General features: G+C 69.2%; 24 protein-coding genes, 1 tRNA gene and 1 riboswitch. Of the genes, 12 read left to right on the top strand and 13 right to left on the bottom strand.

Annotation, left to right across the window (positions count from 1 at the left end):
* Window positions 1–27: 27 nt before the first annotated feature.
* The 7 genes from CG740_RS37210 to CG740_RS41360 all read right to left on the bottom strand — a co-directional run bounded on the left by CG740_RS37210 (window position 28) and on the right by CG740_RS41360 (window position 3793).
* Complete coding sequence (locus CG740_RS37210; RefSeq protein ID WP_159030532.1) at window positions 28–1116, bottom strand: AAA family ATPase; 1089 nt, start codon at window positions 1114–1116, stop codon at window positions 28–30.
* A complete protein-coding gene (locus CG740_RS37205) occupies window positions 1113–2024 on the bottom strand; it encodes a bifunctional DNA primase/polymerase (protein ID WP_100579749.1) in 912 nt (303 codons plus the stop codon). The genes CG740_RS37210 and CG740_RS37205 overlap by 4 nt, the downstream gene beginning before the upstream one ends.
* A gap of 81 nt (window positions 2025–2105) precedes the next feature.
* The gene (locus CG740_RS37200; RefSeq protein ID WP_100579748.1) at window positions 2106–2369 is read right to left on the bottom strand and encodes a hypothetical protein; all 264 of its coding nucleotides are present in this window, start codon (window positions 2367–2369) and stop codon (window positions 2106–2108) included.
* A complete protein-coding gene (locus tag CG740_RS37195) occupies window positions 2366–2659 on the bottom strand; it encodes a DUF6907 domain-containing protein (RefSeq protein WP_100579747.1) in 294 nt (97 codons plus the stop codon). Before CG740_RS37195 ends, CG740_RS37200 begins: the two co-directional genes overlap by 4 nt.
* The gene (locus CG740_RS37190) at window positions 2656–3294 is read right to left on the bottom strand and encodes a DUF6907 domain-containing protein (protein ID WP_100579746.1); all 639 of its coding nucleotides are present in this window, start codon (window positions 3292–3294) and stop codon (window positions 2656–2658) included. The genes CG740_RS37195 and CG740_RS37190 overlap by 4 nt, the downstream gene beginning before the upstream one ends.
* Window positions 3291–3596, bottom strand: a complete 306-nt coding sequence (locus tag CG740_RS37185) for a hypothetical protein (protein ID WP_100579745.1) — start codon at window positions 3594–3596, stop codon at window positions 3291–3293. The genes CG740_RS37190 and CG740_RS37185 overlap by 4 nt, the downstream gene beginning before the upstream one ends.
* Complete coding sequence (locus tag CG740_RS41360; protein WP_100579744.1) at window positions 3593–3793, bottom strand: helix-turn-helix transcriptional regulator; 201 nt, start codon at window positions 3791–3793, stop codon at window positions 3593–3595. The genes CG740_RS37185 and CG740_RS41360 overlap by 4 nt, the downstream gene beginning before the upstream one ends.
* Before the next feature lie 121 nt (window positions 3794–3914).
* On the opposite strand from CG740_RS41360, the gene CG740_RS37175 reads away from it, so the two are divergent.
* From CG740_RS37175 to CG740_RS40080, 8 genes are all read left to right on the top strand, one after another.
* The gene (locus tag CG740_RS37175) at window positions 3915–4547 is read left to right on the top strand and encodes a helix-turn-helix domain-containing protein (RefSeq protein ID WP_159030531.1); all 633 of its coding nucleotides are present in this window, start codon (window positions 3915–3917) and stop codon (window positions 4545–4547) included.
* A gap of 2 nt (window positions 4548–4549) precedes the next feature.
* Window positions 4550–6139, top strand: a complete 1590-nt coding sequence (locus CG740_RS37170) for a site-specific integrase (RefSeq protein ID WP_100579742.1) — start codon at window positions 4550–4552, stop codon at window positions 6137–6139.
* Window positions 6140–6646: 507 nt separating this feature from the next.
* A complete protein-coding gene (locus CG740_RS37165; RefSeq protein WP_100579741.1) occupies window positions 6647–6937 on the top strand; it encodes a ribosomal protein L7/L12 in 291 nt (96 codons plus the stop codon).
* Between the two features lie 143 nt (window positions 6938–7080).
* Window positions 7081–8310, top strand: coding sequence for a helix-turn-helix domain-containing protein (locus CG740_RS37160; RefSeq protein ID WP_100579740.1), 1230 nt, complete (start codon window positions 7081–7083; stop codon window positions 8308–8310).
* Between the two features lie 178 nt (window positions 8311–8488).
* Entirely contained in the window at window positions 8489–8806 is a 318-nt protein-coding gene (locus CG740_RS37155) for a hypothetical protein (RefSeq protein WP_234376716.1), read from the top strand.
* Window positions 8807–9138: 332 nt separating this feature from the next.
* Window positions 9139–9615: a glycine-rich domain-containing protein gene (locus CG740_RS37150; protein ID WP_100579739.1), complete on the top strand. Its 477-nt coding sequence runs from the start codon at window positions 9139–9141 to the stop codon at window positions 9613–9615.
* An 84-nt stretch (window positions 9616–9699) separates the two neighbouring features.
* The gene (locus CG740_RS37145; protein WP_100579738.1) at window positions 9700–10509 is read left to right on the top strand and encodes a hypothetical protein; all 810 of its coding nucleotides are present in this window, start codon (window positions 9700–9702) and stop codon (window positions 10507–10509) included.
* 511 nt (window positions 10510–11020) lie between these two features.
* Window positions 11021–11194, top strand: coding sequence for a hypothetical protein (locus tag CG740_RS40080; RefSeq protein ID WP_159030530.1), 174 nt, complete (start codon window positions 11021–11023; stop codon window positions 11192–11194).
* Window positions 11195–11240: 46 nt separating this feature from the next.
* On the opposite strand, the gene CG740_RS37140 is transcribed toward CG740_RS40080, so the two are convergent.
* The 6 genes from CG740_RS37140 to CG740_RS37110 form a co-directional block, all read right to left on the bottom strand.
* Complete coding sequence (locus CG740_RS37140) at window positions 11241–11462, bottom strand: hypothetical protein (protein ID WP_100579737.1); 222 nt, start codon at window positions 11460–11462, stop codon at window positions 11241–11243.
* A gap of 24 nt (window positions 11463–11486) precedes the next feature.
* Window positions 11487–11942 (bottom strand): hypothetical protein, encoded by a 456-nt coding sequence (locus tag CG740_RS37135; RefSeq protein WP_100579736.1) that lies wholly within the window; start codon window positions 11940–11942, stop codon window positions 11487–11489.
* Window positions 11943–12161: 219 nt separating this feature from the next.
* Entirely contained in the window at window positions 12162–12362 is a 201-nt protein-coding gene (locus CG740_RS40075) for a hypothetical protein (RefSeq protein WP_159030529.1), read from the bottom strand.
* Window positions 12363–12436: 74 nt separating this feature from the next.
* Window positions 12437–12958 carry a hypothetical protein gene (locus CG740_RS40070; RefSeq protein ID WP_159030528.1) on the bottom strand — a complete coding sequence of 174 codons (522 nt, stop codon included), beginning with the start codon at window positions 12956–12958 and terminating at the stop codon, window positions 12437–12439.
* 197 nt (window positions 12959–13155) lie between these two features.
* Complete coding sequence (locus tag CG740_RS37115; protein WP_100579732.1) at window positions 13156–13338, bottom strand: hypothetical protein; 183 nt, start codon at window positions 13336–13338, stop codon at window positions 13156–13158.
* 117 nt (window positions 13339–13455) lie between these two features.
* Entirely contained in the window at window positions 13456–13983 is a 528-nt protein-coding gene (locus tag CG740_RS37110) for an HAD domain-containing protein (protein WP_100579731.1), read from the bottom strand.
* Between the two features lie 169 nt (window positions 13984–14152).
* Between CG740_RS37110 and CG740_RS37105 the strand changes: the two genes are divergently transcribed.
* From CG740_RS37105 to CG740_RS37090, 4 genes are all read left to right on the top strand, one after another.
* Window positions 14153–14226, top strand: a tRNA-Met gene (locus CG740_RS37105).
* Window positions 14227–14344: 118 nt separating this feature from the next.
* Complete coding sequence (locus CG740_RS37100; RefSeq protein WP_100579837.1) at window positions 14345–15142, top strand: MerR family transcriptional regulator; 798 nt, start codon at window positions 14345–14347, stop codon at window positions 15140–15142.
* A 450-nt stretch (window positions 15143–15592) separates the two neighbouring features.
* Entirely contained in the window at window positions 15593–16801 is a 1209-nt protein-coding gene (locus CG740_RS37095; RefSeq protein WP_385021542.1) for a PP2C family protein-serine/threonine phosphatase, read from the top strand.
* Between the two features lie 285 nt (window positions 16802–17086).
* Window positions 17087–17259, top strand: a riboswitch (cyclic di-AMP (ydaO/yuaA leader).
* 10 nt (window positions 17260–17269) lie between these two features.
* Window positions 17270–18343: a M23 family metallopeptidase gene (locus CG740_RS37090; RefSeq protein ID WP_100579729.1), complete on the top strand. Its 1074-nt coding sequence runs from the start codon at window positions 17270–17272 to the stop codon at window positions 18341–18343.
* Window positions 18344–18776: the final 433 nt, after the last annotated feature.

Raw genomic sequence — 18776 nt, 5'->3', positions numbered from 1 at the left:
GGGGGGTGGCAGTATTGGCAGTCATGGTCAGTCGCTGCCAGTGGCAGCGTTGGCAGCGTTGGCAGTAATGAGTGGCGGAGCGTCCTCGGGTAGGTAATAGCGAGGACGTGCATCGCTTCCGGTCCGGGTGATCAAACCCCTGTCGACCAGCACACTTAGCTCCCGGTAGAAGGTCCGGTCAGCCAGTCCCGCAGCCGCTTTGAGCTGCGTCGACGAGGCGCCGATGCTGCCAAATGACTGCCGCATGACGTCCAGAAGGAGCGTCGCATTTACTGCCAAGGCGGTTGTGGCGGCAGGGTCGTCCGTGGCAGTAAGTACGCATGAGGTTTGCACCGGTTTGAGGCGAAGCCGGATGGGCGCGAAATCCTCGACGTCCTTCTGCTTCTCGCAGAGCACGTCGATCCAGTCACCGTCCTTGGTGACCTTGATCTCGGAGGTGGCGGCGCCCTTGTACGCGGATGCGCCGCGCATGTCGAGGCCGCTCTTGCCGGAGTGGTGGACCATCAAGACGCAGGCGCCAGATGCCTCGCGGATCTTCTCGGCAGCGTCGACGACCTTGCCCGCGTCGGTGTTGCTGTTCTCGTCGACGCCGACCGTGGCTCGGGCCTGCGTGTCGATGACGACAAGAACGGGACGCAGTTCCTTGACGATCTCGATCAGGGCGGACCGGTCGATCCCGTTGATCATTTGGACGGCGGCGGGAAGGAAGGTCACCCCGGCCATGGGGACGCGGAACTCGTGCTCCCATGCCCGCACCCTTTTGCGGATGCCCGAGACGCCTTCGGCTACGAGGTACAGCACCTGCCCGCGTCGCGTGCCGCGCAGGTCCCACGGGATGCCCTGGGCGATGCAGGCCGACCAGTCCAGAGCGACGAACGACTTCCCGTTGCCGGGAGGTCCCCACAGCCATGCGAGCGAGTCGAGGAAGAGCATCCCGTCGATAAGCGGCTCGGGCTCGGGGATCCCGTCGAGACCGTCGGTCGTCACCAGGAGAGAGCGGAGCTGTTCGATGCGGGCCTTGGTGGGGTTTTCGCCGTCCGGGCCCTGCTCTTCGTAGCCCGGTTCGCCGTCGCCCCAGAATCTGGTGGCGGCCTCCTCGAAGTCGGTAGTCGTCACGCGGCCCACGACCTGTCGGACGGCCGGTTGGCAGCGCTCTCGATGGTGGCGTGTGCGTCCCTCTCAGCCAGGCCGACGGCGCTGGCTGCGGCGTAGAGGCCAGAGAGGGCTTCGTGTAGGTCGAGGTGCCCCTCGGATGCTGTCTCGTGAGCCCGGCACGCGGCGAAGTAGAGACGGTTGTTGCGGTCGCCCTCCCGGCTGTCCATGACGTGCTGGACAAGGGTGTCTACGGTCCAGTGCTTGCCGGGCCGCCGGATCCCGGAGAGCGAGGTTGCGCGGCCGTGGTGGCGGAGGGACAGCTTGGGCCTCTCCTTGCGCGGGAGGAGCGTGGACGGCCACGGCGTCTCGGGCTTGAAGAAGGTGTTCTCGGTGCCGGGCCATTGATACCGGCATCCGGACTGGTGGACGGACGGGGCGAGCACGACGTAGTTGTTGTGCTTGAACTCGACCCCGGGGAACGGCTCCTTCGGCAGGTCGAAGCCGGGAGATAGGTACAGCATGTGGAGGCCGTCGCCCCCGGTGATCTGCATGGTGGTGCCGGGCAGGACCCCGACGCGTGCCTCGATGCCGCAGAGCGACGTGTAGCCGCCGTTGCGCGGGTCGACGTCGATGACTGCCCAGCCGTTGAGCTTGCAGGGCGCACCGATGTTCGCGTCGGGTTCTTCGGTCCACCAGCGGGTGACGAGGTCCACGTCGTTCGTAGCCGACCAGAAGCCGTGACATGTGGGGACGTCGCACTCGCAGTCCTCGGGGCGGTGCTTGGTGTAGAGGCTGCTTTCGGGGTCGCACCGCGGGCAGTTGGCGTAGGGGGCCTTGTTGCGCCGGACGCGGAAGACCTTGATGCCGGCGGCGGCGTAGGCCTGCGCGGCGGCGGGGAGTTCGGTGGGGATGTTGATGCCGACGTTCACGAACTGTGCTCTCTTCTTCGAGCAGGGGTAGGGGAAGTTCGCGCGGTGGCGGGCGCCGCCCCCAGCGGCGCCCGCCGATCGTCAGCCGGTGTTCCGCAACTGCCGGGCGGTTTCGTCGGCGAGCTGGATGATGGCGTCGGTCCAGCGGCGGGCTGCGATGCGGACGCAGGCCGGGCTGGGCTGCTCTTCCAGGTCGGCCCGGATGCTGCCGAGGGTGATGTGGAAGCGGGCGAGCTCCGACTGGCGCTTCATGTAGGAGGCCACCTCGGGACCCTCCGCGTCGCGCAGGACATCGAGGTCTACGGGCTCGTTCACCGGCCACTGGCCGATCGGGCGCTCGTTCATGTCCCCTCCTGGGCGAGGTGGTTGCGCAGGGCGCGAAGGCGAGGGAGGAACTGTTCGAGGTCGGCGATCAGCTTGTCCGCGCCCGCGACGTCGAGGTCGTCGCCGGAGTCGGGGCCCGGGTAGACCGCGAGGTAGACCTTCCGGAGTTCGGGGTCGTCGGACTCGTAGATCTCGGCGGAGATCAGGGCGCTCCTGCCCCGGGGCAGGGTGACGCTGTACGTCTCGGCGGCCGGGTCGAGCGGCCACTCCGGCTCGTCGAGGACGAGGGGCGTGCTGGGCGCTTCGCTCATGACCGTCGCCCCTGGTTCATCTGGCGCCGCATGGCCCGCAGGCCGTCGACGAAGGCGGACAGCTCCCGGATGGACGCGTCGAGGCGGTCGGTGTTGAGCAGGAGCGCGTCGCCGTCGTCGGCGTACAGATAGACGGTGGGCGTGTCGTCGAAGAGGGCCTCGTCGGACCCGAGTTGCGCGTGCAGGGTGATCTTGGCGCCTGCGCCGTCGAGGAGGATCGGCTGAAGGGCGGTACCAACGTGCTCGATGGCGGTTTCGCCGTCGTCCCAGGTCTGGGTGATGCACTCGCCGGGGACGCACCACGGGTAGTGGCCGGGTTCGGCGCCTGCGGTGATCTCCGCGTTGAGTTTGTCGAAGGAGGCCCGCAGCGGCTTGAGGGACCGGCGGTCGGCGACGTGGTCGACGACGACGTCGAGGGCCTCGAAGAACGCGATGGTGTCGCCGTCGCCGCACACGCGCACCTGCTCTGTGGCGTTCAGGTAGACCTGCCCGGCGGCGAGCGTCCTGCGGACGTCGTGGATGCTCTCGGCGGGGATGTTGTTGTCGGCCAGGAGCCGGATGATGGTCTCGGTCAGGTTCGGCTCGGGTGAGCGGACGGCACTTCTCGGAGTGGCGTCGGGCGCTACAGTTGTCATCGGGCACCTTCGATCTGCTGCACGGCGGTTTCGGTGTTGTGCTCGACAGGTGCCGTCGCAGTTACCGCTGCGGCGGCATCGCTGTTTTCCAGGCCCAGGAAGGCCAGAAGGTCGGTGCGCTTGGCGCGGAGCTGGCGGCCGACCCTGAAGACCGGGACGGGCAGCTCGTTCTTGGCGGCCAGGGCGAACGTGACGGTGCGGCCGATGCCGCAGGCCCGGCCGACGGTCGGCCAGACGTTGAACATCACGGGCAGGGCAAGGGCCTCAGCGGCGGAAAGGCCCTGGCGGGCGGTGGCGGTCATGCTGCACTGCCGTCTTCGAGCTGCTGCTCGAAAAGTGCGAGGGACGCCTCGGTGTAGAGAACGCGGCGACCGACCTTGACCCCCTTGGGGCCGTAGCCAATGTGACGCCAGTAGCGGACAGTGCTAGCGGCTGTGCGGTAGCGCTCGGCCACATCTGCCGTGGTCAGGTACCTAGTCGCGAGTTTGGGAAGCGGCATCGACACCACTCCACCCCCTAACGGTGTTGGCGTTGAACACCACGAGTATGTACCCGGTGGCGGTGTAGCGCAACAACAACATCAGGATGTAGCGTGTGATGCATGAAAGGTGTTGATTGCGTTGGCTGAGAATCCGGACCCCGCTCACTTCACGGCGGAGCATCGGTTCGTAAGCAACATGAAGAGGCTCCGAGCGATGCTTGGGCTTTCGCAGGCCGAGCTGGCCGAGAAGATCGTTGCGCTGGGCGGGAACATGTACCAGCAGACGATCGCCAAGCTGGAGTCAGAGCAGCGAGCGTTGCGTATGTCAGAGGCGGACATCATCGCCACTGCACTCGGCACCACCGTGGCGGATATGTTGCGGCACCGATCCGTTGCGATAGGCAGAGCCTCCGCGCCGAGTCTGGACGAGGTGCGCAGGGAGCTGATGGCGGTTGAGGCAGATCTTTCACAGGCCACGTTGCGGTCGAGACAGGCTGCGGCCGAGTTGGAGCGTGCTCGGCAGCTGGTTGCCATGTCGCAGGCTGAGTCAGACCGTGCCCAAGCAGTCTTTTCCGAACTCAGCAGGCAGTACCAGGATCTTCAGGGCAGGCTTGCGGCCGCAGTCCACAATGAAAGAGGTCCGACGCTAAGTGGGAGTGGCGGTAAGAGTGTGCTGAAAGAACTCCCTCGCTCGGGCCGGGATGTTGTCGAGGATCACCTGCGCAATTGCGAGGATTGCCAGGCGAAGCAGAGAAGGCTCAGCCAGGAGTAGCTATGCCTACATCTCGCCGCGCTGGCGGCATCACGAAGCGCTGCGAGTGCCGCGGCGCGGATGGCAAGCGGCTCGGCGTGAAGTGCCCGCAGCTGTCTAAGCGGACGCACGGTAGCCACGAACTCCACCAGGAGCTCCCGCCGGACGGTGAGGGCGGCCGGCGCCGGTTCCGGCGCACCGGGTACGCCAAGAGCACCGACGCCCAGACCGACCTCGACCGGATCCGCGCGATCCTCGACCTGCCCGGCGACGACGAGGACGGACAGCGCAGGGTCGGCGACCTTCTCGCCGGCCTCATGAAGACGCGCGGCGACATTCCCGAGCCCACCGAGGTGTCCCGCAAGCTCGGCGTCGGTGTACCGCTCGACGGCAAGGTGACCGTCGGGGACTGGCTCGACCGGTGGATGGAGAGCAAGAAGACCCGCACCACCACGAACAACGGCTACCGCGGGCACATCCGCGTCCACCTGAAGCCCGCCCTCGGACACCTGCGCCTGGACCGGCTGTCCGTCGGGCACGTCGAGGCGATGTTCGACGCGATCCGCGACCGGAACGACACCATCGAGGCGGAGAACCAGGCCCGCCGCGAGCAGGTTGCCCGGTGTACGCGCGGCCGGCCTGGCGCACCGAAGGCCTCGGAGCGTGCCCAGTTGGCGGCCGAGCGGGCCAAGCTCGCCGGGATGCCCCCGTTCCGGCGCGTCACGGGGCCGGCGACGTGCCAGAGCATCCGGCGCACGCTGCGGACGGCCCTGAACAAGGCGATCGCCGAGCAGCTGATCACCTTCAACGCCGCGGCCCATGTCGAACTGGCGCCGGCCGCCCGGCCGAAGGGGCTGCTGTGGACCGACGAGAGGGTGGCGCGCTGGCGGGAGACGGGCGAGATCCCGGGGCCCGTCATGGTGTGGACTCCGGTGCAGCTGGGTGCGTTCCTCGACGAGGCGGAGGGGCACCGGCTGTATTCGATCTACCACGTCATTGCGCACCACGGCTTCCGTCGTGGCGAAGGCGTCGGGGCTGAGTGGGCCAACACGCACCTGGACAGCAATCCGCCTCGTATCGACGTGCTGACCGAGATCGTGGTGGACGGCTGGACGCCGGTCCAGAGCGTGCCGAAGACGGAGTCGTCGATGGCGGCGGTGGTGATTGACCGTGGCACGGTCGGGGTTCTCAGGGAACGCCGGGTGCAGCAGCTGGCCGAGCGGGATGCCTGGAACGCTCGGGCGGCCGAGCTGAGGGATCAGGGGCAGCCTGCCGTGGACTGGGTCGACACGGGGAAGATCTGGACGGCCGAGGACGGGTCGTGGCTTCACCCGGACGTGATCAGCCGGGAGTTCAAGCGGCTGGGCGAGGCGGCCGGGCTGCCGCCCATCAACCTGCGCGATCTACGGCACGGCGCGGCGGCGCTCGTGAAGGCCGGCGGGGGCGACGTTCACGACGCGAAGGTGAAGCTGCGGCACAGCACGATCACGCTGACCGCCGACACGTACCTGGAGTTGTTCCAGGAGTACGAGCAGGAGTTGACGGAGCGCTCGGCGGCCGCAGTGCCGCGGGCGCGCAAGGGTTCCGTCACTAGTAATGATGGAACCTCGTAGCCCTGCTGACGTGCCTGGCAGCTGGACCTGTGTAACGCAGGTCCAGCCCTCCGGCTCCGGTCCGCAGGAGTGACGCGGCCGCCTCGGCGGAGTAGCGTTGGTAGTGGACAACGCGAGGCCTCGTCACCGCAGGTGGCGGGGCCTTTCTGCTCGGCCATTGCTCGGCCGAACGTCCCGGAAGTGGCCGACACGAAGCGGCACGGAACGGCACGGCGAAAGCGTCCGGGGCTCCACAACAGGCGCTCTGAGCAGGGCAGTTCGTACTTCGCTGATACAGGGCGGCACGGCCCGGAACATAGCGGTCTGAGAGGTCCGGGGACTTTTAATCCGTTGGTTGTCGGTTCGAGTCCGACATGGCCTACCGCCCGATCAGCCCCTGACCTGCGACTTAGCGCGCCGGGCAGGGGCTGATTCGCGTTCCAAGATCAATTGCTGGCCCGCTGCTGGCCCGAGTGAAGATGATCATGGTCGGCGAGGTGCTGCGGTGTCACTACGACAGGGGGAGCGATGGAAGCCCAGTACTTCGAGCTGATCTGTGACGAGCCCCCTTATTCAGTCGTGCTCACCGCCATGGGGGCGCGCAGGGTCGACGTCTGGCAGGCGCTGCGTCGGCTGACTGGACTCAGCCTGTGGCGCAGCAAGGAACTCACTCGCCATCTGCCGGTGACGATCTTCGACGATGTGGCCCGCGAGACAGCCGACGCGGCGGTCGCGGTGCTGCAAGCAGCAGGGGCGGGCGCCGAAAGAAGAGAAGGGCCGCCTCGACTGCTCGGCGCACAACGGGAGCCGACTGCTTGACCGGCGTAGCCGAACAGTCATGAGCACTCCACACCCAACCGCCCGCGTGGGTACCGTGCTGGTGTGTGAGCTTGAACGGACGGAGGCGCGATGCCCTGCCGAACGCGTGAGCACAGCAGGCCCGCGACTGCTTGGGGGTTGTGATGTTGGAGGAAGCCGAGGAGATCGGCCGGCGCGTCCGTCGCGCCAGGCTCCGGCTGGGGATGCCGCAGGCGGACCTCGCTACCGCGCTCGGCAAGACGCAGGGCTGGGTTTCCAAGATGGAACGCGGGCTCATCGAGCTCGACCGCGTCGGCCTGCTCAACCTGATCGCCGCCGAGCTGCACGTGCACCCCAACGACCTGATCGGCCGTCCGTACACCAGCAGTCCGGCCGAGAATCAGTGGCAGGTGTCCGCCAGCTCGATCATGCGCGAGCTGCGACGGTACGACCTGACGCCGGTCTACGACGGCACTCCGCGCCCCTCCGGTGAGTTGTGGCGCGAGATGACCCGCCTGCATCGGCTGCGGGACGCGGCGGCCAACGTCGCCATCCTGCGAGTCCTGCCCGACCTGCTGCGCGAGGCCCGCGCCCTGGCCGAGGTCTCCGCCGGGCACGAGCGCGAGGAGGCGTACGCGATCTACGCGGTTGCCTGCAAGTTCGCTCACACCGCCGCGCACGCGCTCGGGCATCCGGAGCTCATCGCCATGGCGGCCGAGCGTGCCGCGTGGTCCGCCCGCCTGTCCGGTGATCCCGTCATGCCCGCTCTTGCCGACTGGATGCGGGTCTGGGACATGTGGGCAACCGCCGACTGGGATGACTCCCTCACGCTCTCCGACAAGGCCCTCGCCGGCGTGCAACGCGCCTACGAGCGGGGCGAGCCGCTCGCTGTCCGCATGTGGGGGACGCTGCAACTGCGCGCCGCTGTGTCCGCTGCGCGCAGCGGGCGGGCCGCCGAGACCGAGGAGCGCATCGGCCACGCCAAGGCAGCCGCCGACCGCCTGAGCGGCTACCAGGGGCCGCCGGTGTACGACCGGCACTCCGTGACGTTCTCGCCCGGCAACGTGCAGATCCATGCCATCAGCGTGGCGCTTGAGATGGGCGACCAGACCAAGGCTCTGGCCATAAACCGCCGGACCGGCCCCGAGGTGGTCGCCGCGCTGCCCAACTCCCGCCAGGGGCACCACCACATGGACCTTGCCCGTGCTTGGCTCTGGGACGGCAGCCGCGACCGCGCCCTCGGCGAGTTGGAGACCGCCGAGCGGATCGCCCCGCAGCTCGTACGCAACCACCCGGTGGCCCGCTCGACCCTACGCGCCATCGTCTACGCCGAGCGGATCGCCACCCGCGAGAAGCTGCGCCGCATGTCAGACCGCTTTCACCTGGACGGATGAGGGCAGTATTCCTCCGATTCATATTCGACCCCTGGCGCGCTCCTAGCTTCGGAGCATGACAGGACGAGCAGCCCCTCATCTCCCTTCCCAGGGTGCCGAGTTAGGCACTGCGGCCCCTTTCTTCCCCCGGCTTGGCGACCTCGCCCGTGACACTGCCCACCGCGGTGAGATCGGCGTCGTGATCGCCCTGCCGGGCGCGGACGCGGCGACGTACCACCTGCGTCCGCCCGGCGGCGGTGAAGAGTGGACGGCGCCGGCCGACGGCACCACCCTGCGCCCCGTTCCGGCTCAGGTCACCTACGTCGCTTCGGCAAGGCGTGACGTCTCGTACGACCACCGCGCGCAGCAGGGCGCGCTACCTGTCCTCGTGTACTTCGAGGACGGAGGCAACGTCGAGTCACTCCTCGTCCTCGACCCGGACCAACTTGAGCTCCTCTACTACCAAGTTGGGCGGATCATCGAACTCCGCGACAAAGCCCGCGGCGGCGCCTTATGAGCGCCCGCCACGCCACCCGCCACCACGCCGCGCACGATCCGCTCGGCCGCTTCCTCGGCTGGCTGTGGGTACTCGGAACGGTCATCGGGCTCGTCACTCTGGCAACTGCTGTCGACAGCAGGCTCGCCAACCGAGACGCCCCTCGGGCCGACCCTGACAACGCCCGATCTCGCCGTTCCGGGCCTCTGAATCTCCCCACCCGCCCGGCGGTGCCTGACACAACCCACCGGGTGGGCGGGGTCTCGCCTCGGCTCGGAGCGCACCGCGCGAATCCGGCCGGGTGCCGCACCACGCACGTCCGACGCACCACCCCATCAAGGAGGCAAAGGACCGTGACCGTGGTACAGGAACGCCCCGCGACCGACGCGCGGACCCTGATCGACCCCGAGCTGCGGGCAACCCTCGCGGCCAACATGCGCGCCAAGTTCGAGGACATGACCGAGGAGCAGGCGCACCGAGGCATCGGGCAGATGCTCGCCTTCCTCGCCGCCGGCGCACACAGCCCCACCCCGTTGAGTCCGTCCCCGTTGGTGGATGATTTTTGGCACGCCTTCCTGCTGCACACCAAGGCGTATCAGGACTTCTGCGAGCAGACGCTCGGGAAGTTCGTCCACCATCAGCCGGGCTTCCTCGACAAGGAGGAGCACGGCGGCGGCAAGGCGCTGCGCGCCCGCACGGTGGACGCCATCGCCTCGGCCGGGTTCGTGGTCGACATGGACTTCTGGCCCGAGCTGGACATCGCCGACTGCTCGCAGTGTCATGCGAACTGCCACAACAGCCCCAAGCACAACGCTGCTCGGCTGGTCTGACAGTCCGCTGTGCCGGCCCCCGACTTGTGCCACGCTGTGGCCGAGCCGGGGGCCGGCTTCCGTTCCGTACGAGGAGAGACGCGGGTGGAGCGCACACCGTGGCAGGAACTTCCGCCCGCAGCACGGCGCGCGGTTGAGGCGTACACGGGGACAGTTGAGGCGGCGGAGAGCGCCGACAAGGGTGTGATGTCGCACCTGGCCTGCACCCTGCGCACCGCGTCAGGGCCCGTGTTCGTCAAGGGCACCCGAGACGACGACGCCTCGGCATGGGTGTACCGGACCGAAGCACGAGTGACCGAGCGCGCGCCCCTCGCCCCTCGGCTTCTGTGGCAGGCCGAGGCGGGCGGATGGCTGCTCATCGGGTACGAGTACGTGCCCGGACGTCACCCGGACCTCGCCCCCGGGTCCGCTGACCTCGCGCCGCTGGTCGACGCGCTTGACGTCATGTCGGCGGCGGCCTGGCCCGGGGATGTCGGTAAGAAGCCGCTCCCTGTTCGGTGGGGCGCACTCATCCCGGACGGCCGGGCGCTCCACATCGACGGCCGGGCGCTCGTGCACACCGACATGTCGCCGCTCAACATGCTGGCCACCCCCAACGGATTCCGGCTCGTCGACTGGGCCCTCGCCTGCCCCGGCCCTGACTGGGCCGACACCGCGTTCACCGTGCCGCGCCTCATCCACGCTGGCCACACTCCCCAGCAGGCCGAGGCCCTTGCTTGCCGAGTCCCGGCGTACAGGAACGCGCTGCCGGACGCGGTGAGCACCTTCGCGCACGCCCTGCTCGCTGTGTGGGAGAGCCGAGAGAAAGCCGATCCGCTCCCGCACCGGGGCGCCCTGATTACTTCTGCACGGGCTTGGGCGAACCATCGTGCATTGACCACGACTTGGCTCTAGTTCGCGATGTAATTCCCTGATGGCCGTTGTGAGTGTTACATGTGCTGCCGCAAGGAGGTAGCCAGGTAGAAATCTCTCCACTGTTTGAGGATTTCTTCTGCCCACAGGCCGGATTGAAGGAATGTGCAGGTTAGGAGCTTGCTCGGGCTACCCAAGTCTCTTACCCCACAGGTGTTTCCACCGTCTCATCCACAGAAAATCCCTAGCTCTCCACAGAGTTGAGGGAGGTGTGCACAAGCCCTGTGGATAACCAGATTGGTGGACCTCGAAAGTGGTGCCACGATCTATCCCATGGGACGCATGGCCGTCAACGAAAAAGAAGACGGCCCCCGTTGGCGCGGGAGCCGTCCTGGACCAACTCAGGGATAGAGAAAGGTCGAACATGACAGTACCCAGCGAGCCTCCGAGGTCAACCCAGGGGCCGCTCGACGGGCTACTTGCCGGCAGTGCGCATGGCACGGCAGGGGCACCGTCACCGCTTCCGGATACCGCTTCGGTGGGAACAACTCCCATGGTTCTTGACGCGGTTCGGCTCGTCGCCATCGCGCTTCCCTTGACGGTCCTGTGCCTGTATCTGGGTCTGATCTGGTTGATCGGCATCCTGGTTCCGCCGGCCCACACGAACAGTCAGAAGACCGGGCGACAGGCACTCTCCATGATCAGGGCCCTGGCTCCCCCGCGCTGAGTTCGAAAGCCGCTTCCCCGGTACGAGGGGAAGCGGCTTCAGCGCTTTAGGTCGCACGCGCCGTGGCCTGCTGGTCGGCGAAGCGGGCGGCGATGGCGGAGCGCAGTCCGTCGCTGGGGTCGGCGGTGCCGTTGACGGCGCGGCGGAGCCCGGCGAGGGTTTCGCGCAGGCCGGGCTCGGCCTGGTCGAGGTCGAGGCGGATGCGCAGCGCGGCGCCCTGGTCCTTGGGCAGGCGGTCGACGAGGGCGCGGTCGAGGGTGCGCAGCATGGGGGGGGCGGGGTCGGTCTCGGTCTAGTCCATGCCCGCCATGCCTTCAGGCTTGGTGCGCTGGGCGGCGAGGTAAGTCGGCAGCTCGGCGCGCAGCGCGTACAGGGTGTCGAGGTCGGCGCCGCTGATCACGTCCATGGTGCTGCGGCCGGCATCGAGCAGGGCGCGGGCGCGGTCCCATGCACGGGCCTGGCGAGTCTCGGCGAGCAGTTGCTCGGCAGCCTCGCGCGGTGCGGGGGCGGCGGTGCGGTCGGCGTAGGCGCGGACCTTGTCGGCGGCGGTGTTGGTCTCGCGCTCGATCTTGTCGAGGTCGGCGGCGGCCTGCTTGCGGGCGTTGGCTGCCATCTCGGTCCGGCGGCGTGCGTTGGCGTCGTCGGTGAGGTCGGGGTAGCGAAAGGTGCGGGCGGTGGCGAGGGCGTCATCGAGGCGGCGGCGTAGCTCGACGAGATCCGTCGAGCGGGCACGGCGCACGGTCCCCATTCGCCGCGCAGGTGCTCCTCCTCCTTCTGGCTCTGGTCTCCTCCACCCTCATAGCGGGTGTGGCCGGCGTGCTGAGCTATGCGGCTGGTTCGGGTATCGCGGCTTCAGTGCTCTACGGCGGCGGCGCATTCATCCTGGTGATGACCCTCTGCGTCACCATTCTCACCGCACTGGGCCTCCTGGGAGGAGCCGCCAGCAGTGGCCCATGACGAGCAATGGCTACGCGGTCACCTGCCGGATCGGCGACGCCATGCTGTGCGCCGCAGGAGCGTCGGCGGGGGCCGCGTCGGTGTGGACGGACGTCTCGATGTGGTCGCCGGCCTTCAGCACCACGGGGCGGGTCGCGGCGTGGCTCCGATCGACGAGGAGGGTTGCCCAGTTGATGGTGCCGGTCCCGGCGGACGGTGACGGGATAGCCACCGTGGGCGTGGGTGCCCTGCAAACGCGGAGGTGGGCCACTGGTCGGGGAGTCCGGCCAGGTGGTCAACCAGTGGTCAACCAGTGGGATTGTTGACGGTGCTGCGTAGCGAGACGCTGCCCTGGTACGAGGCGTTGATGGTGCACCTGGCGGTCACCGATCCACCCTTGGGGGTCGAGGGGACGATGGCCGTGCAGCTTCCGACGCTTCCAGCCGACTCGGACGCGGAGGTGTCGCCCTGCTTGTCGAGGAGAAAGTTCACCGTTGCCCCGCCGGTTTCGGTGCCGATGTTGGTGACTACGCGGGACACGGGGCATCCGCCGTTGCTCACGCTGTTGCAGGGGCCCTCGAACTGAGGAGGCCCTACCTGAGAGAAGTGCGCTGTGCCGCAGTACAACAACGTGGTGGAGCAGCTGCCCTTCGGTGAGGCGGAGGGTATCGGCTGCGATGTGCTGACGGTGTGGGTGGTGCCGTTGACCCAGTCCTTGAGCTCCGAGAAGTTGTGTATGCCGAAGAAGGCGGCGACAGCCAGCGCTGTGCCGACGGCCCCTATCAGCCACTTGCCGTCCCCGCCGCTGCCCGTCGGCGCATCGACCATGGTTTCGCCCCGTCACTCTGCTGAAAGGTGAGGCCAGCCGGGTGAGGCTAACCGGCAGATATGTCAAATCACAAGGCTCATAAGGTAGTTGAGCACGTATGCGCTGGTACCTGTGTCGTTTTCACCTGTCGTGGTCAGCAGCCTCGTCGGGCAAGGCAGGGCAGGGCGGGGGTAAGGCAGGGGGCGCACGCTGGGAGCTACAGGGCCGACTGGAACGCCGAGGCGGACGGGGCGGTGTCGCTGGCGGCCGTGACCCGGTCGACGACGGGCGAGCCCTCGCCGGCGAGCCGGGCCGCCATCCGTTCGGCGAGCGGAACGTAGGTGGCGCCGGCCGGAGCGGGGAGAGGCTGGGCGGCGGCCGAGACTGGTTCAGTGGGCATGGCGTGATGGTGCGCAGGGAGTCCTGCCTGAAAGAGCCTTTTCTGTCAGGCAGTTGATGGCGGATTGTGGCGTTTGCGATGCCAGGGGATCCGCTGGAGGTCCGGTGGTGGGCATGCCTACGCGATGGTGGACCGCACCCACCCCTCCACCACCCCGAGGTCCGCCTCCGTCAGCCCCTCGCGCGGGTCGACCCGGTGGAACAGCACCGGGGCCCGAGTGTGGGCGGTGATCCAGGCCCGGTCCGGGTCGCTGATCTCGTCGTCCAGCCAGGCGAAGGGGCGCCCGGCCGCGTACGCGACCAGGGCCGGGGTTTTCCAGTGCAGGCCGTTCCGCTCGGCCTCGTCCTCCGCGCGCTCCTCCGGGCAGGGCAGCACCGGCAGCTCGGGCAGGCCGAGGCGGGGGGCGACGCATTCGTTCGCGTCGTGCATCCACGTCGTCGCCCACACCAGGTCGCAGTCGCGCGCGAGCGCCGTGAACCGGGGCCCGTACGCCGGGTTCAGCCGGGCGAGGAGCGGGTTGGTGGTGTCGCCGCCCGGGTACGTCGGGTACCCCTCCGGGCGGCCGAACGGGATCAGCGGGCCGTCCACGTCGAGGAAGAGCAGTGGGCGCCGAGGGGGAGAGGGAGAGGCTGCGGGGGTGGTCACCCGTCGGACGATAGCCAACCGACCAGCCCCGGCCGGCCCCGGCCAGCTCCGGCCGGCCCCGACCAGCCCCGGCCGGCCTCGATCGGCCCCGGCCGGCCCGCCCTCGAAGGGGCGCCGCCGTAAATGGTTCGAGGCACCCCTCCCGATGGCGTACAGTTGTGTTTACCGACGCGGGGTGGAGCAGCTCGGTAGCTCGCTGGGCTCATAACCCAGAGGTCGCAGGTTCAAATCCTGTCCCCGCTACTGAACGAAGAGGCCCGGCACTTGTCACCAAGTGCCGGGCCTCTTCGCGTTCCCCGGTCGCCGGGGCGGCGCAACGCGCCTTGACCTTTACGCAACGTCAAGATCTAGCTTGGTCGATGTGAACGGCAAGGAGTGGTCGATCCAGGAGATCGCCAAGAAGGCCGGAACGACGAGCCGCACCCTCAGGCATTACGGGGATCTCGGCCTGCTCGCGCCCAGCCGCATCGGGACCAACGGCTACCGCTACTACGACCAGGACGCCCTGGTCCGGCTCCAGCGGATCCTGCTCCTGCGTGAGCTGGGGCTCTCGCTGCCGGTGATCGGCGAGCTCCTGGAGGGCGAACGTGATCCGGCGGCCGCCCTGCGCACTCATCTGCGCCTGCTCGAACAGGAGCGTGAGCGCATCGCGCGGCAGATCGCGTCCGTGCGGACCACCCTGCACAAGACCGAGAGGGGAGAGGAACTCATGGCCGAGGAAGTGTTCGACGGCTTCGACCACACCCAGTACGAGGAGGAAGTGAGCCGGCGCTGGGGGCGGGACGCCTACGAGAAGGGCGACCGCTGGTGGCGTTCGCTCACCGAGGCGCAGCGCAAGGGCTTCCTGAAGGAGCACGAGGACATCGCCCGGGACTGGGGGCGGGCGCACGGCGCGGGCGCCGCCGCCGACGGCGACCTCGCGCAGGGCATCGCCCGACGCCATGTCGCCTGGCTGTCCACCACCACGGGTGTCGGGCGCTCGTATGTCATCGGGCTCGGGCAGATGTATGTCGACGACCCCCGCTTCGGCGCCAATTACGACCAACACGGCGCAGGTACGGCCGTGTTCGTGCGGGACGCCCTGACCGTGTACGCCGAGCGGCATCTCACCGATGCGGATGGGGGCGACCCGGCCGACGACGGTGTTCGCGGAGGGTAGTCTCGCGCTCGCCTTGAGTAAGCGAGTGGGCGAGTGAGCGCGTGCGCGTGAGTGAGTGGTGGGTGGGTGAGCGGGGTGCGAGTGGGTGGGCGTGCGAGGAGTGGCTGGTGGGCGCGGGCTCCGCGAGGGGCGCCGGGTGCGCTGGTGCTCGTCGCGGTCTGCCTGCTCGGGCTCGGCGGGTGCGCGGAGTCGGGCGGGCCGCCCGTACCGGCCCGGGTCGTGCCGGTCGCCGGGGTTTCGGCTCCGACGCACGGATGCCGGCTGAACCGGGGCGGCTGGGTCGAGCTGCCCTGTGTGCCCGAGCGGGCCGCCAACCATCGCCACACCCGGGGGAGCTGTGCCCGGGGACGCCCGGGCCCGCACCGCTGTCGTCGGCACTGACTCGGCGGACGGCGTTGATCCGGTGGCTGTCAGGGGCGTGGTGTGGCTGTCAGTGTCCGGTCACAGGGGGTGGGCGTAGCGGACCGGCCCCGACCCCTGGCACCCGCCTGGGTGCGTCGAGTCGCCTTCGGGGGCGAAAAGGGCCAGGCTGGACGGGTGCGGCAGCGAGCAGAGGGCGAAGGGCGCCTGGTACGGGCGCTACCCGTACTACTGGTCGTCGTGGGCTTCGTCTTCGACGCCTCCACCCCGCCGGACCTGACCGCGGCCGCGCTGTTCGCGGGTGCCCCGGTCATCGCCGCGCCGTTCTACTCGGCCCGGGGCACGGCCACCGTGGGCGCCTGCTCGGTGGCCGCCGTCGTGGCGCTCTGGTTCATACACGATCTGCCCAACCTCGGCGAAGGCGCGAGCGAGCTGTTCACCGTGCTCACGGTGGGCGCGCTCGCCCTCTTCATCAACCGCATCCTGCGCCGCAGCGGCGAGCGCCTCGCCTCCGCCCGTGTGATCTCGGAGACCGCGCAGCGCGCCGTGCTGCCCACGCCCGCGTCCCGTATCGGCGGACTCCATGTCGCCGCGCGGTACGAGGCCGCGCAGGCGGACGCCTTCATCGGCGGCGACCTGTTCGCCGTGCAGGACACCCCTTACGGGGTCCGGCTCATCGTCGGTGACGTACGCGGCAAGGGCCTCCAGGCGGTGGAGGCCGTCGCCGTGGTGATCGGCGCGTTCCGGGAGGCCGCCGAGCAGGAGTCGTCCCTGGAGGCGGTGACCCAGCGCCTGGAGCGGGCGCTGGCCCGCGAGGGCACCCGGCGCGACCGGCTCGACGCGGTCGAGGGGTTCACCACGGCGCTGCTCGCCGAGATCCCGCGCGGCGACGGCACCGTACGCCTGGTGAACCGGGGCCACCCCGAGCCGTTCCTGCTGCACCAGGACGGGACCCTCGACGTGCTCGTGCCGAGCGAGCCCGCGCTGCCGCTCGGCATGGCCGACCTCGGGGTGTGGCCCGACCGCTCGGACGTACGCCCCTTCCCGCCCGGTTCCACGCTGCTGCTCTATACGGACGGGCTCTCCGAGGCGCGCGACGAGGCGGGCGTCTTCTATCAGCCCGCCACCCGTCTTCGCGGCGCGATCTTCCCGGGCCCGGACGAGGTCCTGGACGCACTCGTCGACGACGTACGCCGCTATACGGGCGGCGGCACGAGCGACGACATGGCGCTGCTCGCGGTGGGTCGCCCGGCCGAGGGGCAGCCCGATCGCCGGCGCACGGTCAGGATTGTGAAGTGAGGCCCGGCGACGGGTCACGAGTGGGTCCGCGGCACGGCCGAGCGGGCTGTCACCGTGGGTGCCCGAAGGGTCTCGCTGCGCATAACAATTGACACACCGTCAGAAAGTGGGTGTGACGCGAGCGAATCCGAGAGGCCGTCAAGTCGCCCGGTTTGCCCTGGCGATGGACACTAAGTCCAGGCCGTGGCCGTTAACGATCAGTGGGAACGGCTTGGAATCCGCCCCCGCTGTCTATTAACGTTCGATAACGCAGCGCGGTCGTCCCAGCCGCCGCCACGGCGGCACCGCGCGCCTGCGCCGAATCCCCTTCGGGGAACCGGGGAACCACCAACTTGGGGTGAATCGGACGTCCGTCATGGGCGCTCGTAGGAGATCTTCCTGCTCCGAACCCTCCCCCAAGGCCCTAAGGGCCAGGGGGGACCCCCACCGCTAACCGGTAGGCGAGACGGAAGGAAAGGAGCGCCCCCCGTGGCGTCCAACGAGCCTGCCCTCGGCACCCCCCTCCCTCCCGTTTCCCTGTTCGGGGACGCACCCGGCGAGAACGAGACCTGGGAGGAGTGGGACCCGACCGAGGAGTCCGTCCGCCCGGTCCGCGGCCGGCACAGAGTCGCCAAGCAGCGCGGCGGGCTCGCCCGCAGCTCCACCGTTCTCGGCGTCGGCGTCATCGCGGCCGTCGGCGCGGGTGGCATGGCCACCGCGCAGACCAAGCCGGCGGTCTCCATATCCCTGCCCGACTCCATCAGCGAGAATCTGCCCGACCTCGGATCGCTGCCCGGCGTCGGCGAGTTGGTCGCCTCGCACGAAACTCCGAGCAGCCCCAAAACCGCTGCCGCGCAGGCCGATCAGCAGATCGCCGCCGCACCGCTGACCATGACCGGCCTCACCACGAGCGAGGCCGAGCAGGGCGCCACCGACGCGGGTGAGGCGCTGCGCGCCCGCATCCTCCAGCAGGCCGCGCAGCAGAAGGCCGGGGCCGTAGCCGAGGCGAAGGCGGCCGCGCAGAAGGCCGCGGCGGCGAAGGCGGCCGAGGAGGCCAAGGCCAAGCAGGACGCGGCCGAGGCGAAGGCGGCCGCGGAGAAGAAGGCGGCGGAGGACGCGGCGGCGAAGAAGGCGGAGGAGGAGCGGCTGGCCAAGCTCGCCGCCAGCTACTCGCTGCCGGTCGGTTCGTACACGCTCACCTCGACGTTCGGCGAGGCCGGCTCGATGTGGTCCTCCGGCCACCACACCGGCCTCGACTTCGCCGCGCCGACGGGTACGCCGCTGAAGGCGATCCACTCCGGGACGGTCAAGTCGGCGGGGTGGGCGGGGGCGTACGGGTATCGCACGGTCATCGAGCTCGATGACGGGAGCGAGCTCTGGTACTGCCACCAGTCGTCGCTCGCGGTGAGTGTGGGGCAGAAGGTGGCTACGGGGGATGTGATCGGGCGGGTCGGGGCGACCGGGAACGTTACGGGGCCGCATCTGCACCTGGAGGTGCATACGCCGTCCGGTACGGGTATCGACCCGATGGCCTGGCTCCAGTCGAAGGGCCTGAACCCCTGAGCCCCCTGAGCCCCCTTAGCCCCCTTAGCCCTTGGTCCCCTGGGCCCTTGGCTCCCCTGAACTCCTGAACCCTCAGCCCGGGTTCCCTCTGCCCGGCAGGGGGAGTTGATCCGTTGTGGTTGTGGCTGTGGCTGTGGCTGTGCGTGGTGCGTGGTGCTTGCGGGCCTCATTCCTTCCCCACCCCACCCCCTCCCGCTGTGACACCCTGCGGCTCCGCCGCGTGGCCTCCGGGGGAGAGTTCGTCGGCTGCGGACCGTGCGTGGCTGGTCGCGCAGTTCCCCGCGCCCCTGTAGGTGGCTCAGAGCCCTGCGGTCGCGCCCACTGCGGTGCAGGGGCGCGAATGGCATGGTCCCGCCCGCCGCGTCGGAGCCCGCGCGGATGTCACAGCCCCGCGCCCCGAAATGCCTGGGTGCTGGCCCGCACAGGCATCCCC

The organism is Streptomyces sp. CB01201, assembly GCF_002803085.1.
In the GTDB taxonomy this organism is placed as follows: Bacteria; Actinomycetota; Actinomycetes; order Streptomycetales; family Streptomycetaceae; genus Streptomyces; species Streptomyces hundungensis.
Note: the sequence above shows the minus strand (reverse complement) of the source record. Positions and strands in the feature narration are given on the sequence as shown.

Coding starts and splice junctions, on each gene's coding strand:
- CG740_RS37200 (WP_100579748.1), bottom strand. CDS start 2,369: ATGAACGAGCGCCCGATCGGCCAGTGGCCGGTGAACGAGCCCGTAGAC.
- CG740_RS37195 (WP_100579747.1), bottom strand. CDS start 2,659: ATGAGCGAAGCGCCCAGCACGCCCCTCGTCCTCGACGAGCCGGAGTGG.
- CG740_RS37190 (WP_100579746.1), bottom strand. CDS start 3,294: ATGACAACTGTAGCGCCCGACGCCACTCCGAGAAGTGCCGTCCGCTCA.
- CG740_RS37185 (WP_100579745.1), bottom strand. CDS start 3,596: ATGACCGCCACCGCCCGCCAGGGCCTTTCCGCCGCTGAGGCCCTTGCC.
- CG740_RS41360 (WP_100579744.1), bottom strand. CDS start 3,793: ATGCCGCTTCCCAAACTCGCGACTAGGTACCTGACCACGGCAGATGTG.
- CG740_RS37170 (WP_100579742.1), top strand. CDS start 4,550: ATGCCTACATCTCGCCGCGCTGGCGGCATCACGAAGCGCTGCGAGTGC.
- CG740_RS37165 (WP_100579741.1), top strand. CDS start 6,647: ATGGAAGCCCAGTACTTCGAGCTGATCTGTGACGAGCCCCCTTATTCA.
- CG740_RS37160 (WP_100579740.1), top strand. CDS start 7,081: ATGTTGGAGGAAGCCGAGGAGATCGGCCGGCGCGTCCGTCGCGCCAGG.
- CG740_RS40080 (WP_159030530.1), top strand. CDS start 11,021: ATGGTTCTTGACGCGGTTCGGCTCGTCGCCATCGCGCTTCCCTTGACG.
- CG740_RS37140 (WP_100579737.1), bottom strand. CDS start 11,462: ATGCTGCGCACCCTCGACCGCGCCCTCGTCGACCGCCTGCCCAAGGAC.
- CG740_RS37135 (WP_100579736.1), bottom strand. CDS start 11,942: ATGGGGACCGTGCGCCGTGCCCGCTCGACGGATCTCGTCGAGCTACGC.
- CG740_RS40070 (WP_159030528.1), bottom strand. CDS start 12,958: ATGGTCGATGCGCCGACGGGCAGCGGCGGGGACGGCAAGTGGCTGATA.
- CG740_RS37115 (WP_100579732.1), bottom strand. CDS start 13,338: ATGCCCACTGAACCAGTCTCGGCCGCCGCCCAGCCTCTCCCCGCTCCG.